The sequence below is a fragment of the Planctomicrobium mucosum genome (genome assembly GCF_051466335.1).
Classification (GTDB): Bacteria; Planctomycetota; Planctomycetia; order Planctomycetales; family Planctomycetaceae; genus Planctomicrobium.
Genome location: NZ_CP195793.1, coordinates 3233185 through 3248819 on the forward strand (window position 1 = coordinate 3233185; position 15635 = coordinate 3248819).

Here is a 15635-nt window from a genome sequence, read left to right on the forward strand (position 1 = left end):
ACGTCCAACAGACTTCGATCACAGTTCAATCCCTCACCCGCAATGCTGCCGATGAGGGATTTTTTATTGACTGACGACAAGACGACTCAGATGACATTGCTCTACAAGCGACTTGGGCTACAGGTAGCGCAATACAGCGTCTGAACGAGTTTTTCCAGCATTCGGCGCGACGCTCATCTGAGACAGTCGCTAGTTTCGTTCAAAGCGGACATTGCGGACGGGCTCCAGATTTTCGCCGACTTCCAGCGTGTAGATCTGATAATCCGAAGCACCAAGCACTTGTTCAGGCTTTTCGAAATAGTCGGCGAGAAACTCGCGACAATCTGACAACAGAGCTTGAGAATCGGGCCGCAACTGAGATCTCGCCCCGATCAACAAGCGATATTTTCCTGGCCTTGAGACCTGAACGTCATACATTCCGGCGTCGTTGGTCAATTGAAACCCGCCGCCCAACCGCTCAACAGAAAGAGCGAGAATCTGCTGATCCACGTCGTCCGCACCAATACGAAATCCGGTTGCTGACAGCTTTGAACTCCCGACTCGCTTCAGTGGAAGAACCAACACTCTTGCGCCTGCCTCGGGACGATCCTCTCCAGTTGGCTGCTCAACGGTGACACTCCCCGTGACTCGTAAATCGACTGTCGAATCTCCCTTTTCAGCGACATGAGGGAACACAACTGCTGGAGAGTCATGCTCCTCAGGATTCGACACGCCAGAAACACGGTGCGAAAAATGACTCGAGAGCATTCCCCCCAGAACCCCGCCGGCAGCCATTCCAACCAACAGGAGCACACCTGTCTTCAATAAGGAATTTCGATTGCGCGACTGCTTCGTGGAAGGGCGTTCCTCGCGCGCCAAACCCTCGAGAATCTGTCCCGATGAAAGCGACTCTTCGTTTCCACTATCTTCAGAAACTCTCACGATCGGTTCAGCCACGTATCCCGCGTCACGTTGAGGGAGAACAAAAACCTCCGCGTGCTGAAAACTTGGACGCTCGACACGTTCCGCCCTCGCCAATGGAGGATCAGAATCCTCATTCGGAAGTTCTAACTCGAGTAGAGAAGCAATGACGACCTTCAGATCTGCAGCATCTTCACCCGGTATCGGCGGTGGAACGGCATTATGCAATCCCGCGATTCCAGGCACTAGCAGGCTTTCTCCGCAGGCTGGGCAATCTGCGGTGCGTCCTGCGTGGCTCATAGCGATCCCCAATAACTGATCGCATTGAGGACAGTAAAATTTGATGGGCATCTTCACCTTCGCCCCGAGCTCATACCACGAGGAAATCGCCCTAAAAAAGCGTCCAGAGGTCCCCGACAAACATTCAATCAACGTTTGGCAACGACTTTGCCGATCTTACCGATAATCCATAGGGGTGAAACGGCGAACCGGCAACATTTGCCCGCCCAAGGCTGATTGACCGCGTTGGAAATCAATCCTCACTGTTCGAGTTCACGGAAACAAGTCACCCTGAACGCCGTGACTCGAGCTGTGCTTTGATTCTACCCGTTTAGCTCCTAACTGATCAGTGCACTTTTACGTCGATTTTCGATTCCCTGTCCTGCAGCGACTGATCCTGTGTTCAGAGACTCGACGACGCTGAGCGTCCCATGGCCCGCAAACATCGCCCCGAGATCACGTTCCACTCCGGATCATTTCTGGACGTGCTGTGCAATATGGTGGGAATCCTCATCATCCTGATCGCGGTCGTCGGAATGCGAGTCGCCAATAAAGACGAACCAGAGGATGATTCCCCTGTCGATGACGCACAGCAAGTCGCCGAAATTCCAGCCCCCCCTCCCGTACCTGCAGTCACGGCAAAGGTGATCCCGCCTCCAGAGCCGATCCCAGAGCTGAAACCAATCATCGATCCGATGATTGAAGTTCGACGTCGCGAACGCGAAGCGAAGCTGGCAGCATACGCCGCCGAAGTTGAAGCCCACGAACGCAGGAGTCGTGAGAAACTCAACGAATGGGAAACACAACTCACTCAAGTCTCCCATGAGAATCAGGTACTCGTCGAGAATAAAGAGAAGGCGAAGCTCGCTGTGGAAGAGACCGCGAGATTGCTCGCGGAAGAGACGGAGAGATTCAACAAACTCGCTGCCCTCGTGGCCGCTGCTGAAAAACAAAACGCAGACATCCACAAAACCGAAAGCCAATTGCAGAAAATGGCGCTGGACCTAATGCAGCGGCGTCAGGAATTGCAGAAAGAACTCGACGCTCAGCAAGTTGCGAAAGCGATCCGCAAACCGGTCTATACTGTCGTCGCACATGATGGAAGTTCGGGAACCAATCGTCGGCCGATTCTCATCGAATGCCGGGCTGATGGTTTGATGTTTGCCTCGGAAAAGATCGAAATCTCTGCGAAGAACCTTAACGATTATTCGCCAGAGCAGAACCCACTTCTCGCTGGCACGGAAGCACTGATCGATTACTGGTCATTGCGAGACAAGCAGGAAGGAATTCAGTCCGCCCCTTACGTGCTGCTGATTGTTCGGCCCGGCGGAACGATCGGCTTCTATGTCGCCCGTGAATATCTGGAAAAGCTGAATCAGGACTACGGTTACGAGTTGGTTCCTGATGGTGCCGATATCAAATGGCCAGAAGCAGATCCGCAAGCTGTTGAGATCTGCAGGGCGGCTGTGGAAAGAGCCTCGCATGAGCGGAAAGTGCTCGGCGGACTCGGCGGTGCGTTTGGACGCGGTCGCAACCCGGATTCGACTGGCGGAGGAAGTGGACGGGAACCTCGTAGTCGATCAATTGGGTCGGAAAACAATATTGTCGGCGCCAATGGGAATTTCGCTCTCGAAGAAGTCGAGAAGCTGAGAAACGGGTCTCCTCGCGACTCGATTGGAATGCTCAGTCCTGAATGGAACCGGCAACGACAGGGACTGCGATCCGAAGCTGCTGGGTCCAACGAACAGGCTTCGAGTGTGAGCAGACTTCAGGCCGAAGAGGAGGCGATCCGTCGCGAGATGCAGGGTGCCATGTCACAGGCGCAGCAGAATGCGGGACCAGGCAGCCCTGCTGCAACTGGTCGTCAGGGTCTCGGTCAGCCAGACTCACAAACATTCAATTCACGAGTGGAATCCGCATCGCGAAATGGACTGAGTGATCAACCGTCTCAGAGCAACGCCGGGCAATGGGAAGCTGGCAACGGTCAAGCTCAAGGCGGAGCGAGTGGAATGTCCTCTGGTGCCGGAAGTCCAAAACGAGCAGGCGATCCATTGGAGCTTCCTCCTTCGCCGATCCGGGAACGGGTCGATGGCATGCCGCAAGACGGTGGGAAAGATCGCCAATGGGGCAAGCCGAATCGAGGTGGATCGATCGGCATCGAGAAGGAACTTGTACTACATCTGAAAGCCGATCGAGTTGAGATCGAAAATGGATCTTCTGCCCGGATCCCGGACGCAATCAGTCGGGTCGAATTCCAGGAACTGATCGCCACGATGATTCAGGTGGAGGCGAACAGTTGGGGTGATGCACCAGCGAAATTTGTCTGGCGTCCCCGACTGAAAATTGTCGTTCATCAAGGGAGCCATCAACAATACATCTGGATGAAAGAACTCATCCAACATTGGGGCTTTACATCGAAAGTGGAACAGGCGCCAAAGTAACTTCCAATATTGAATTCCCGTGCAGTTCCAGTTTCTCAAACCCTCACCAAAAACGAACATCCCTGCCGAGATCCCATGTCACGTCACCACGATGAAGAACTCCTGTTCGGCGCAGACTCCTTTCTGGATGTTCTGAGCAACATGGTTGGGATTCTGATTATCCTCATCGTAGTTGTTCTGGGAATGCGCGTTGCCAAACCACATGAGCCTGTCGTTGCAGCTACGGAGACCGACGAAACACTTGTGGCTGTCGCTGAAGAGCCAGAACTGATTTCCGTTCCAACTCCAGAGCCAGCGCCCGAACCTGAGCCTATTGTCGTCGAGGTTGAAGAACCAGAACTTCCTCTCACATTTCCTCCACTCCCTGAACTTGTTCCGACGCCTGAGATGATCGCAAAAGCGAAGGAACTGCGCGATCATAGGCTGAAACTGACAGATGAGATCGCGAGGTTGAAGGAGAAGGAGGAGGAAAAGAAACAAACCTATCTGACCCGCGTCCAGCAGATACAGGCACTTCAAGTGCAGATGTCGAAGCAAGCGGAAACACTGAAGTACGACCGATCCCAAGCAACTCAACTAGAAACCAACGTCGTCGAACTTCAATCGGAAGTCGCAGCTCTTCATCAGAGAATTGTTGACAGCGATCCTGATGAGGGACCAGTCGAGGTGCTGAAGCACCGTCTCCCGCCCATCGGTCGCGTTGTCACTGGCGACGAAATTCACTTCCGCCTGCACGGTAACAAGGTCTCTCGTGTTCCCGTGACCGATCTGGTTCAGGAAGTACAGCGGGACATCGAGCGCCGAAAAGAAATCCTGCTGAACCGCACGTTCTATCAGGGAACGTCCCGAGCGATCGAGGGTTACAACATGGAATACGTCTTACAGCGGCTCAGCCTGAGCGTCTCTGATCAGCTTCGGAGCGGAACCGGAACCGTCAAGATTGGTGTCACCAGTTGGGTGATCAAACCCGTCGGCCCCCTGCACTCGGAAACGGCCGAGCAAGCATTGCAGGAAGGTTCAGTATTCCATCAATCACTTTTGCTCGCTGGTCCAACAGCGACCGTTACGTTCTGGGTATATCCCGACAGTTTCGACATTCATCAGAAACTCACGTCTGCGACACGCGATGCGAATTTCTGGGTGGCATCTCGACCACTCCCAGAAGGAGTCCCGATTGCCGGGTCCCCTCAAGGTTCGAAGTCCGTGGCACAATAAGCTGACCACCGCGGACTCAACTGGACGGCGAGTCATTTCCGTTCTCTACTGCTGCCAGCCGTTGAGATAGGAGAACGTGAAAACATCGACAAGATTCTCTGTTGTGGCGTTAATTCCTAAACGGACGTAGCGACGGTCAGCGGAGATGACTGCCTGACCCGTCATTTCGCTGCCAGTGCCAGCAGTCTGAATAATTGGCTGAAATCCAACATTGCCACCCCGAGCTCGATTCAGCTGCATCCCCTGGCGACTTTCGCGAAACTGTCGTGCCACCTCAGCCGCACGCGGATCACGTTGACGCAGTTGAACGGGCTCACTGGCCGCCTGCAAAGCGCTCAGTGTGTCAGATGGGTTACGTTCAGTCAGAATCGTCACATGACGTGGAGTTGTACGTCTTCCCTCGGCCAAATCGAATGTGAGCATGACCTCATCATCTTCGATAACGAGGGTTCGAACCACCCGACTCTGATCCGGCATCCCTTCACGGAAAACGACGGTCAGCGTCGCTCGATTTCCAACGAGCGTTCCGCCGGAATTCTTCACCCGCACGCGATATGTTCCAGCGATACCGCGGGGGCAAACATAGGCTTCGTAACAGTCCTTTGAGTCCGGGCCAATCCCATCATGCAGAAATATTCCACCTGTCACCGTTTCCAGGTGTTGAATTGAACAGACTGCACCTGTCGGCTCTTCCACTTCCATGTCGAGATCAGCTTCGCCATTCCATTCAAGACGGATCGAAAGATCTCTGCTCTTGGCTTCTTTCCAACTCTGCTCGAGCCTCTTTACCAATTCATGATCATTCGCCTTGGAGGCCCGACCGATGGCATCTTTCAACGCTGCGTCGGCCAGTTTGTGTTCTTTGGCGTAGTCGGGTTGCCAGTGATTCAGCAGAATTCCTTCGGCAGCCCATTGAATCTCGTCCACATTCCCTGTCTGAGTCGCCAGTTTCAATCCCAGCACGTATGGCTCAGATCGCTCAGGAAGCAATCGGGAGGCCTGATGATAGAGCGCTAATGCCGCTTCCTTTCGCCCAAACCGGTTCAAATATGCCCCGGAGTACATCATGGTCGAGTAATCCGCCTCTCCGAAATCGGAAAGTGACAAGACCACGCGTTCGATCGACTCCTTTGGATAGTTCTCGATTTCCATGTTGAGAGCGAGTACTTCATACATCCACGGTTGAGCCTGCCCATGCAGCATGGCAGCCTGCAGACACGCAATCACCTGTGGATATTGCTTGTCCTGATGCAGCTTCATGACCCAGAAACTCACCTGATTCGGTGAAGGTTTCCGAGTGGAGAAGAGTTTGTCCCAGACCTCAGCCGGATTCCCGGTGCTCAGGTCGGGCATTGGGACATCCTTTTCGTACTCGAATAAGAACCGCTCTTTTGCAGCAGCATTATTCGATTTAGTCGCCCCTGTGGCAGGCTTCCCTTGCTGCAAAACAAAAGCAGGGTCCGCTCCTATTGGAGTCGCACCCTGCTCTTTCTTCTGACCGGCATTCAACACAGGCTTTTCAGCCTGTGCAAGTTGAATTACAGCGTCGGTTTTTTTTTAGCTGCTTCGACGGCAGACTTCAGCTGGCTTGGACCGCCGGAGAGCGGCGTCGCAGGAATGCTTTGCATCATCCCCATACCGCCCATTCCCATGCCACCCATTCCCATGCCGCCCATGCCGCCGCCCATCCCCATGCCACCCATGCCGCCACCCATCCCCATGCCGCCCATGCCGCCGCCCATCCCCATGCCGCCCATGCCGCCGCCCATTGGCTGCACTGGAATGACAAGGTCTGCGACCGGATAAACACGAGTTTGCATCTCTGCATTCGCTTTTGTGACGGTTGTGATTTTCATCACTTCATCTTCGATGATGTAGGTGAGCTCAGCATCACCAGCGACCTTCTCGAGCATCAACTTCAGAGCATTACGGAACTTGATTCCCGAAATGACCAGATTGATTTCCAGATCGTCGGAAACAGATTCATCTTCCAACGCTTTAGTATCCAGAATGATCGGGATGTTATGCTGCGTTGCGAGGAACGAGATTGCGTCCTTGAGTGGAGTTCCTGGGAACTCCACGCTGGTCTGTTGCTCGAGGACGTCGTAAATCTTCTTCTCGTTTTCGCTGTCGAGTTTCAGGTCCACAGACTTCCACTTCTGACGCATCTTGGTCAACGCCCACCAAACTTCTGCAGGCGGGTAGTTCAACGGTGGCTCATCAGGAAACGGAACGTGCGACAGTTCGACTTGATGCAGCGTCTCGAGCAACTTATCAGCTCGGAGATATCGCAAGCGACTTGCCTTATCAACCTGTCCAGCAGCTTCCGTCAAGGTGACGGTTGCAGCACCAATCGCACTTCCTGGGAAGTCGCTCAGCACGATACGAGCCTGAGCTTCCGCATCTTCGAATGCCTGTGGATTTCCTCGATATGCATCCACCATCAAGGTACGAATGCGGTCAACCATCTGCTCGAGCTGCAAATCGCGTTCTGTTGCGTAGTCGATCAGAAGTGTTGTCACTTCCAGTTCAGCACGCAATCGCTGTGCTTCCTGAGCACGAGCATCGTACATCTCACGGCGGTTCTTCACGTCACGGCGAATTGATTCAACGCGGCGGAGAAGATTGTTTGCGAGTTCAGCTGGGACATCGGTTGCCGACTTGATCGTCGCACGAGCCCGGTCCAGGACCCCTTCAGCCTGAGCCCCCATTGAGTTCTCGACGAACTCATAGGCTTGCTCAATTTGCATCTCAACTTCACGCTGGAGCTTTTGGCCCTTGGCCTGCACCATTGCCTGATAGTTGATGATGTTATCGTTACCGGCCGGGAATTCTCGATCAGCCAGACCAGCAGGCACTGGCGTTTCTGGGGCAGGAATCGATGGGACATCGTCGTCGATATCCGGTCCACCAAATGCTCCGGTTCCGGGCAATTGTGCAACCAGCATCGCGCCGGCCTGAGCTTTATCGGCAAGGATGTCCGCGTGTGTGTTTAACGGATCAACGTTCTTCAAGACAGCGGCGATGTTCTCAGCTTGAGTCAGATCACCGTTTGCCAGCGCCCTCTCCCCTTCTGCAGAGATCAGGGTAATCTGGTCTTCAAACGATTGATGGGCAAGATTGACCATCCAATCGCCAGCCATGCCAATCGCAACACCGTCTGTTGCTTTCGCATCGCGCCAGAAGTTCGTGAGGAATGTGTTTCCGAAATCTCGCTTAATCTCTGGGATTTCGAAGGTGATCGTCTGCTGAACGCCGCCGACCGCCCCTGTCACAGAGATTTTCGCTCCCTCTTTGATGTCGCCGCCAACCAGATAAACGGTTTCACGGTCTGATCGCATTGGGAGCGGGCGATTTGGCAGAAGTTCAACATCTGCCTCGCTCACGCGAACGCTTTCTGGATAGAATACCCCAACATGAGTTGCGTTGGCGAGAAGTGCACCGACTTCTTGAGTTTGTGAATTGGAGTTGGTCCATTCGTCCTGCATGACGAATCCACCAGTCTCTTCACCGAGAATTCCCATCAATCGAACGTCTGTTTTGGAACCGACAGCAAACGAGTGAACTGGAATTTTCACGTCGCGCAGGCCACCAGTCAGTTCCTTCAACTCCGCTGGCTGAAAGTAATGAGCCGAGCTCATTCCATCGCCGATGATGAGGATTGAACCGTTCTGTTCCCCTGCCAATTGCTCCTTAGCAGCGAGCAATGCCGACTTCAGATTTGATGATCCCGCTGGAAAACGGGTTTTCAGACTGACCTCAGATTGTGTCTGAGCGTCCTTTGGAGTGGTCCAACCTGCGGTTAACGGTGCTGTACGCACATCGTAGGCGAGAACCGAAACACGATCGCCAGTTGGAAGTGAATTCAGAAAGTTCGCAAGGACTGAAGTTGCCATCAGTCTGTGCTCACCAATCTGGCTAGCTGAGGTATCGAGTAAGACCACATGGCTTACGACACCGCGGTCTGCAACCTTCTCTTGGAAAGGAAGGGAGATCGAGCCGATCTTTTGCCCGTCAACACTTTCGTAAGTGCGGACGACCAGGTCTCCAGCAAATGTAAACGTTGTTCCGAGACTCGCACCGGCCAATGCAAAGCCCGTGAGTGCAGCAGGAAACCAACCGCGTACAGATCGCCAAGTGTTCTTCGTCATCGTCATCTCCGGGCCGTAGCCACTGCTCCAGAACAGGAGTAATCACCAGGCAAAGGAACCTAGGGGTATTTGAGCAGACTAGTGGTGATCAAAAAACAGGTTGCATTGTATCTCAGCAATGCAAGCCCTTAAATCAATATCCAGCGAACTTCTTCGTTCCCGTTAAACTTACGGATTTCACCCCGCACGACCGGAAATAAAGATAAAAGAAAACCGCGTTGCGAAAAAAATGAATCCTGAGTGTTCAGAAACCAGCTTATCTTCCAAATTCGACAATCTGAGTCCGTTGTGCAAACGCCTTCTGAAGCTTGGACTTCGGATAGAGTCTCACAATTTCATTGTTGTAAACAATCTGACCATTCTCGTTCGTACTGAGAAGTGCCTGGATTTCTGGAAGTGCACGACCTGCATACAAACCCGCGAACGTTTCCGGATCGACGCCGCGTCCAGACTCGAGATCTTCACGTGCGTTCCCGCCACCAGTCAGCACGAGAAACGAATTGATGCCGTCTGTGATCGCTTCGTATTTCCCGTCAATTTCCAACGCTTCTTTTGCGTCTTGAACTCGACGTGCTGCTTCTCGAACCTTGGCCCCGGATTTCTCGCTGAGAATCTGATCGCCAACCTGACCTTGGACAACTCCCTGCAGCAGGTTGGATGATCCTGCAAGATATCCGATTCCGAGTAAGGTGACCGCACTTGCAGTATTCCAAAAACGGTTCATACAAAGCCCCTTGATCACCCTCGAAATGACAATCGACATCGACCGTCCGCATCTGCCGCAACTGGAGAAATCCCGTTTCAAACCAGTATCGCTGCACGGAACTCAAACCAGACGCGAAGTGACGACCTGCGATCCAGTTTTTAACTTACAGTGTCGTTGAGACACGACACAACTCTGCCTTTTGTATTTATGCTGCGTGACGTTTGGATTTTTTGGTTCCGCCAGTCCCGCTTCCGGCCTGCACCGGTTTTAACGTCTGTCGCGGCTGGGAGTGACCAGAACCATGATAGCTCAGACTCAACAGTATCATTGAAGCAACCGCTGCCCCCACGCATCCCAGTATGGCAACTTCATTGTCGCTCAGGGATTGGAGAAATTCCATCATATTTCCGATTCCCCTGCTCTTGGGTATCATATGAATCTAAATTGCTGCAATTTCAGCGAGAGATTCACATTTCCTGAATCGGCCTGTCGTTCCATTTCGCTGGATGAAGAACCTGAACAGAAGGTGCAGAAGTTCAAAGCTGCGCTTCGCGGATGGTTCAAGGAATCGATAGCGATCGCAAAACTTGTTTCGATCGTTCCGAATGCTCCGATTTCAAGGCTCTTGCAGCCAAGTGAGAGATCCAATTTAGGAGCACCTTGCTCGAACGGACGGAAAACGTTTTTCCACGTGACTCACGGCACAAAGTCACTTTGAATCCGGAACTTGGAATGCTAATCTCTGTTTTCCGGGGGTTAGCAGGCTATCTCCCGCACGGTGGGGCCGTGTGAACCAGGTCAGGCGGGAAACCGAGCAGCCTTAAGCATTGGGTTCTCAGGTGTGTCGGGAGGTAGCCTGCTGGTCCTCGGATGTTCATCCAGGCAGCGGTAATCAGCCGGTTAGTCCGTTTATTGAGAGTTACCGATCTGCTTGCGTAGCTCAGGTTGCTTGTGGGGGAACTTCTCCCGAGCCCTCTCTTCACCTACCCCTGAGTTCTGCTCTTGCGGCAAATTCTTACTGCCGATCCTACAAGCACTTAGGCACCGCATTCCCATCATAGGTCACTGAGGGGGACCGTCATCCATCGGTGTTCGCGACATATTGTCGGCAAGTGTCTCGCATGTCTCGCATGTCTCGAATAGGGATCTCGACAACTCAGATCGAACTGGATTGGTCGCTTAACGCGAAATTCCTTCCTCACAACGTGGAAACCCAGCGCCCGCGCTCCTCCATCGCAGTGTTTTCACTGGCGGTCGGAAGGTCTTTCTACGAGCCATGGAACTTTCGGAGGATAATGGATTTTCACAGGCTCCGCGCGACCATTGGTCGGTTGACGATCTAAAGGGAACACCTCTTCGTCAATCGTGGCCACGGTGTTTGGCGTCGCTTCTGCCGCAGTGACGCTCTCGATCGCCACTGAGGCAACCGCAGAATTCTCACTGTCTGAGTCCACCGAGCGCTTGTCGCGTTTTGCGATCTGTTTCTCTCCCGGAATTCGAAGCTCCATTCCAATTCGGATTGAATCCGGTGACTTCAGTAAATCACTGTTTTCCTCAAACAGTTCCAGATATCGCCCGCTGCTTCCAAGGGTTTCGAGTGAGATTTTGGAGAGTGTATCCCCTGCCTTCACCCGATACGTGGTCGGAGCAACTTCTTCCTCAATCTCGATCTTTGGCGGATCAGGGACTTCAACATGGTGCACGGGTGTCAGCACTGGGTTCGCTGACAGGCCCATCGCAATTGACGACGAACCGCTGAAAGGTTGACCATTTGACACTTCTGATGACTGGTCGCGGTCACGAGAAGCGACTGGTGTACTTTGAATCTGATAGGCGCGAATCGGAATAATATCGAGCGGTTCGATGACAACGGGGGCGTGAATGGCTGCCTGCGGATGCTGACCCGCCTCTTCTGGCTTTGGAAAGCAGAACGCGACCGCAAACCCGATCACGAGCATTCCCATCGCCAAACCGAGTTTCGCATCGTGCCACATAGTTCTCTGCGATCACACGTTTCAATGCTGAGGTCGTCGTTGCTGGGCCGACCATCGGCTCACTTAGCAACATCACTACAACCGTTTTCCGGAAACGAACTCTAGACTCGTTCTTCGAAATGTCGGATTTCGACTTCAGAAGAATTTCCACCGCTCAGAAGGATTGAACATGCGCGGCTGGGAGTCGAGCCGAAATTCCAACATTGATGAATTTCGTCAACACTGAATTCACCAGTCGACCTGTTACACCGGATTGATAAAATCTGCTGATCGGGCAAACAATCCACGCGTTCGGCCAAAGTTCAATCGCAATGCATCAACTTGATCCAACCGGTTCCCTGGTGAGGAAATTCCCCATCGGCTCCCGTCGCGGCCTCGAATATTTCCGAGAGAATTTCGGCAGACTCCACCAGTCGCGGTCCAGGCCGATTGAAATACTGATTTCCATCGACCACGAATATTCGTCCACTCCTGACCGCAGCCAGCGATTTCCACTCCGGACGCGAGGTGAGAACATCAATCTCAGAAAGCGTGCGTGGGATATCGAACCCACAGGGCATCAAAACAATCACCTCGGGATCCGCTCGCTGCAATGTTTCCCACTCAAAATAGGGAGAATGCTCCCCTGATTTACACAGCATCGCCTTCCCGCCCGCGATTTCGACTAACTCGGGAACCCAGTTGCCAGCGGACATAAGTGGTTCAAGCCATTCCAGACAGACAACTTGTAGTGGAGGATGAGAAACGGTCGCTTTTTCCTGGACACGTTTCAATCGCTGCTGAAGACGCTCGACGAGGTCTGCGCCGCGTTCTTCTACCCCGAGTGCTCCGGCCACATGAACAATATCGTTCCACAGATCACTCATCTGCATTGGCTGCAGGGAGAGGATGGTCGGCTTGCTGCCGATAATTGCGCAAACCGCGGTTTCCACATCCTGCAGACTGACAGCGCAGACCTCGCACTGTGACTGCGTAATGATGTGAGTCGGTTGCAGGTGATTGAGCGTTTCGCCGGAGACGCGATAGATAGAGAGTGCCTCGCTCAGAGACGCTTTTACCTGTCGATCGATCTCATGACTGCTCGCGTTCACATCAATACGAGGTTCAGAGCAGACCGGCAAGGAACGAACTGAGGCTGGAAAATCACACTCATGTGATCTCCCCACCACATGATCCCCCAGCCCGATGGCATGCACAATCTCAGTTCCGCTGGGAATCAGAGAAACAATTCGCGACATGGCTGCCCCCTTTTCTTCATCTGCTGGTCAACTTCTTCCAAAGGTTGTCCGTGATTCCACTTCACAAATAAGGGAGTGGAGATCGACTGTCACTCATCGATTTTGTGACGGAATTGGGTGAATGCAATTGCTTCAGAAATCGAAACGCTGCAACCGAGCAGAACTTTAACAATATCCCCCAATGTTTCACCAAAAGAGTGATTACCCGCAACCCAAGCCGAAATCTTTACCCAAGAGAAACAGTCACCGTAACTGACAATGTACGCGGATCTTACACGAGCGGAATATTGGCGTTCAAAATGAGTGATCACAACAACAAGACCATCACCAACAGCTCTTTTCGTTCAACTCGTGACATTCGGGCAGACGATATTCGCGGTACAGTTTATAGAAAACAGACAGGTGGCGCGAACGGACCATTCCACTTCTGAAGTGATTTTGGAACGAAGTGCGACACGGGCAGCTCCTGTTTTAATGAGACTTCTACGCAACATGGCGGTTGCGTCAGTCAGACTTCCACTGTGTTCACACTGGACGGTTATGGAATCGGAGCGACATCGGATGTCGATCAATACGAATCAACCACATACGGTGCTAACCGACGCTTTTGCTCCAGCAGCGAAACTCTCGGATTTCAGCCGCCCATTCTGGTCAGCCTTCGCAGTGGTCATCGGCCTCAGTTCAAATCTGATGGCACAAGGGGGCCCTATGGAAGCCCCGATGGTACTGCAGGCTCCTCCTGTAGAAACTGCTCACGAGCTTCAGCTTGCTCCTTCACAGGAGAGGTTTGCACCTGCCGGTATTCAGCAGGTGCAATTGACGAGCGATCCGCGTCGTCCACTCGACCGTCGGCTTGAAGCGATGCCGCGAGCAGATCAGAAGCTCGAAGTCATTCATCACCGCAGCCAACTGATGGTGACCAAGACTCCAATTCGCCGGATGGCCTGGTCTGATCCAACTCTTCTCGACATCGTCCAGTTCAGCCCAACTGAAATCTCACTCATTGGCGTTGCTCAAGGAACCACAGACCTCTGGTTGTGGTTCGAAGGTCAGGAACAGCCGCTGATGTACGTCGTGACGATCATTCGAGACCCATCGATCGACGAACAGCGAAACATCAACTACGGGCGGATCGAGCGAAAGCTTCAACTGCTGTATCCCAACAGCAAGGTCTACCTGATTCCAATCTCTCGCAAGATCATCGTTCGCGGTCAGGCTCGCGACGCTGAAGAAGCTGCCAACATTATGCAGCTTGTCCGCGGAGAAGTGATCGCTCAAGAAGGATACCTCGGAGACGACTTCGGAAACGGCTACGGTAACTACGGCGGCGGGGGAGGCTTCGGTGGAATCAACGGCGGGATTCAGGGCCCACTGGGTTACAACGGAGACTTCCAGAACGGATTCTCTTCTCTCATCATTGACGAGTTAAGAATTCCCGGTGAGTTCCAGGTCAAAATCAACGTTCGAATCGCTGAAATTCAACGATCGCAACTTCGCCGCTGGGGAGTGGACTGGCAAGCATTGATCAACAACGGTGCTGTTGAACTCAGTTCCACACTCGCAGGGAACACTCCGACTCTGACCGGTGTTTTCGACAGCGGAAAGATCACATTCCTGATCGACGCTCTGGCGTCAAACGGAGTGGCCAAGGTTCTGGATGATGCGATGCTGATTACCCTGAGCGGTGAACCAGCAGCGTTCCTCTCCGGGGGTGAATTCGCGGTTCCGACAATCGTCGGGATCGGTGGAGCACAGGGCCAGACGACCTCGTTCCGTGGATTCGGAACATCGATCATCTGCACGCCAACCGTCTTGGACAACGACCTGATCCGGCTTCAGATTGTCCCGGAATTGAGCGAAGTATCGTCTGCAAATGCAGTGGGTGGAATTCCAGGGATGAATGTTCGCCGAGTTCAGACTCGTGTGGAACTCCGGGAAGGCCAGTCCATTGCACTGGGAGGTGTCTTCTCCCGACGAGAAAAAGCTGAAGTGACACGTATTCCATTCCTCGGCGAAGTTCCAGTCGTCGGCTCTTGGTTATTCAATTCCAAGCAAGCGACCGAAGACGAAAACGAAATGCTGATCGTGGTGACACCCGAACTGGTCCGTGCAATGGACCCGGATCAAGTTCCGCCACTGCCCGGATTCAACTCTCCGCATCCGAACGACACAGACCTTTACAAATATAATCGAATCGAAGGAAATCCGGACAACGGACACTACCAATTGCTTCCTTACGGAAACGGTCAGGGATATGGACAGGATGTTGGTTACAACTTCTTCAATCCAGCTCCTGCCGATGGACAGATTGCTCCTTACCCATCCGGAGGAGCAATGGGACCATTGCCCAATGGAGCCTACAACCCTCCGGCTCAAGTCCCGGGTGCCCAGTTGCCTCCACAGCAGTATGGACCAGCTCCTTCGATGCAGAATCAGTTTCAGCAACCAAATCAGCAGGTTCCACAAGTTCCGCCGAGTTACCAGGGATCGCCTTATCCAGGCAATCCGGCAGCAATGGACCCATCATCAGTGCAGTCCAATCGGAACTCACAGAATCGTGGAACTGGAACAATCCAGCAGGCTTCACGAAGTGTTCCTGCTCAGGCACCACGTCAGAAACGTTAGTTGAATCGGTTCGCGAATCATCAGATTCGCAAATCGCGGGCGAATTCAACGTTTGGATTTCAACGTTCAATCGATGACGCAGTGAA

General features: G+C 53.0%; 10 protein-coding genes and 1 other RNA gene. 4 read left to right on the forward strand and 7 right to left on the reverse strand.

Features of this window, described 5'->3' with window-relative positions:
• Nucleotides 1-189: 189 nt before the first annotated feature.
• Nucleotides 190-1251, reverse strand: a complete 1062-nt coding sequence (locus tag SH668x_RS12900) for a hypothetical protein (RefSeq protein ID WP_437185474.1) — start codon at nucleotides 1249-1251, stop codon at nucleotides 190-192.
• Between the two features lie 359 nt (nucleotides 1252-1610).
• Here SH668x_RS12900 and SH668x_RS12905 point away from each other — a divergent pair, with 359 nt between their 5' ends.
• The gene (locus SH668x_RS12905; RefSeq protein WP_437185475.1) at nucleotides 1611-3620 is read left to right on the forward strand and encodes a hypothetical protein; all 2010 of its coding nucleotides are present in this window, start codon (nucleotides 1611-1613) and stop codon (nucleotides 3618-3620) included.
• Between the two features lie 75 nt (nucleotides 3621-3695).
• Nucleotides 3696-4835 (forward strand): hypothetical protein, encoded by a 1140-nt coding sequence (locus SH668x_RS12910; protein ID WP_437185476.1) that lies wholly within the window; start codon nucleotides 3696-3698, stop codon nucleotides 4833-4835.
• A gap of 45 nt (nucleotides 4836-4880) precedes the next feature.
• Here the strand turns inward: SH668x_RS12910 and SH668x_RS12915 are convergent, their stop codons facing one another.
• From SH668x_RS12915 to SH668x_RS12930, 4 genes are all read right to left on the reverse strand, one after another.
• Entirely contained in the window at nucleotides 4881-6347 is a 1467-nt protein-coding gene (locus SH668x_RS12915) for a hypothetical protein (protein WP_437185477.1), read from the reverse strand.
• Nucleotides 6348-6373: 26 nt separating this feature from the next.
• On the reverse strand, nucleotides 6374-8986 hold the full coding sequence (locus tag SH668x_RS12920; protein ID WP_437185478.1) for a VWA domain-containing protein: 2613 nt from the start codon (nucleotides 8984-8986) through the stop codon (nucleotides 6374-6376).
• Between the two features lie 256 nt (nucleotides 8987-9242).
• Nucleotides 9243-9710, reverse strand: a complete 468-nt coding sequence (locus SH668x_RS12925) for a hypothetical protein (protein ID WP_437185479.1) — start codon at nucleotides 9708-9710, stop codon at nucleotides 9243-9245.
• A gap of 187 nt (nucleotides 9711-9897) precedes the next feature.
• Nucleotides 9898-10095 carry a hypothetical protein gene (locus SH668x_RS12930; RefSeq protein ID WP_437185480.1) on the reverse strand — a complete coding sequence of 66 codons (198 nt, stop codon included), beginning with the start codon at nucleotides 10093-10095 and terminating at the stop codon, nucleotides 9898-9900.
• Between the two features lie 359 nt (nucleotides 10096-10454).
• On the opposite strand from SH668x_RS12930, the gene ffs reads away from it, so the two are divergent.
• Nucleotides 10455-10552, forward strand: an RNA gene (gene ffs / locus SH668x_RS12935) — signal recognition particle sRNA small type.
• A 384-nt stretch (nucleotides 10553-10936) separates the two neighbouring features.
• On the opposite strand, the gene SH668x_RS12940 is transcribed toward ffs, so the two are convergent.
• Both SH668x_RS12940 and SH668x_RS12945 read right to left on the reverse strand, forming a co-directional pair.
• Nucleotides 10937-11686, reverse strand: coding sequence for a LysM peptidoglycan-binding domain-containing protein (locus tag SH668x_RS12940; RefSeq protein ID WP_437185481.1), 750 nt, complete (start codon nucleotides 11684-11686; stop codon nucleotides 10937-10939).
• A 302-nt stretch (nucleotides 11687-11988) separates the two neighbouring features.
• The gene (locus SH668x_RS12945) at nucleotides 11989-12924 is read right to left on the reverse strand and encodes a cobalamin-binding protein (protein WP_437185482.1); all 936 of its coding nucleotides are present in this window, start codon (nucleotides 12922-12924) and stop codon (nucleotides 11989-11991) included.
• A 561-nt stretch (nucleotides 12925-13485) separates the two neighbouring features.
• On the opposite strand from SH668x_RS12945, the gene SH668x_RS12950 reads away from it, so the two are divergent.
• On the forward strand, nucleotides 13486-15549 hold the full coding sequence (locus tag SH668x_RS12950) for a type II and III secretion system protein family protein (protein WP_437185483.1): 2064 nt from the start codon (nucleotides 13486-13488) through the stop codon (nucleotides 15547-15549).
• The last annotated feature ends 86 nt before the right edge of the window (nucleotides 15550-15635 follow it).

What these genes read in the sequence shown, in the direction of transcription:
- SH668x_RS12945 (WP_437185482.1), bottom strand. Translation starts at nt 12,924, where the DNA reads ATGTCGCGAATTGTTTCTCTGATTCCCAGCGGAACTGAGATTGTGCAT.
- SH668x_RS12920 (WP_437185478.1), bottom strand. Translation starts at nt 8,986, where the DNA reads ATGACGAAGAACACTTGGCGATCTGTACGCGGTTGGTTTCCTGCTGCA.
- SH668x_RS12930 (WP_437185480.1), bottom strand. Translation starts at nt 10,095, where the DNA reads ATGATGGAATTTCTCCAATCCCTGAGCGACAATGAAGTTGCCATACTG.
- SH668x_RS12900 (WP_437185474.1), bottom strand. Translation starts at nt 1,251, where the DNA reads ATGCCCATCAAATTTTACTGTCCTCAATGCGATCAGTTATTGGGGATC.
- SH668x_RS12925 (WP_437185479.1), bottom strand. Translation starts at nt 9,710, where the DNA reads ATGAACCGTTTTTGGAATACTGCAAGTGCGGTCACCTTACTCGGAATC.
- SH668x_RS12910 (WP_437185476.1), top strand. Translation starts at nt 3,696, where the DNA reads ATGTCACGTCACCACGATGAAGAACTCCTGTTCGGCGCAGACTCCTTT.
- SH668x_RS12950 (WP_437185483.1), top strand. Translation starts at nt 13,486, where the DNA reads ATGTCGATCAATACGAATCAACCACATACGGTGCTAACCGACGCTTTT.
- SH668x_RS12905 (WP_437185475.1), top strand. Translation starts at nt 1,611, where the DNA reads ATGGCCCGCAAACATCGCCCCGAGATCACGTTCCACTCCGGATCATTT.
- SH668x_RS12940 (WP_437185481.1), bottom strand. Translation starts at nt 11,686, where the DNA reads ATGTGGCACGATGCGAAACTCGGTTTGGCGATGGGAATGCTCGTGATC.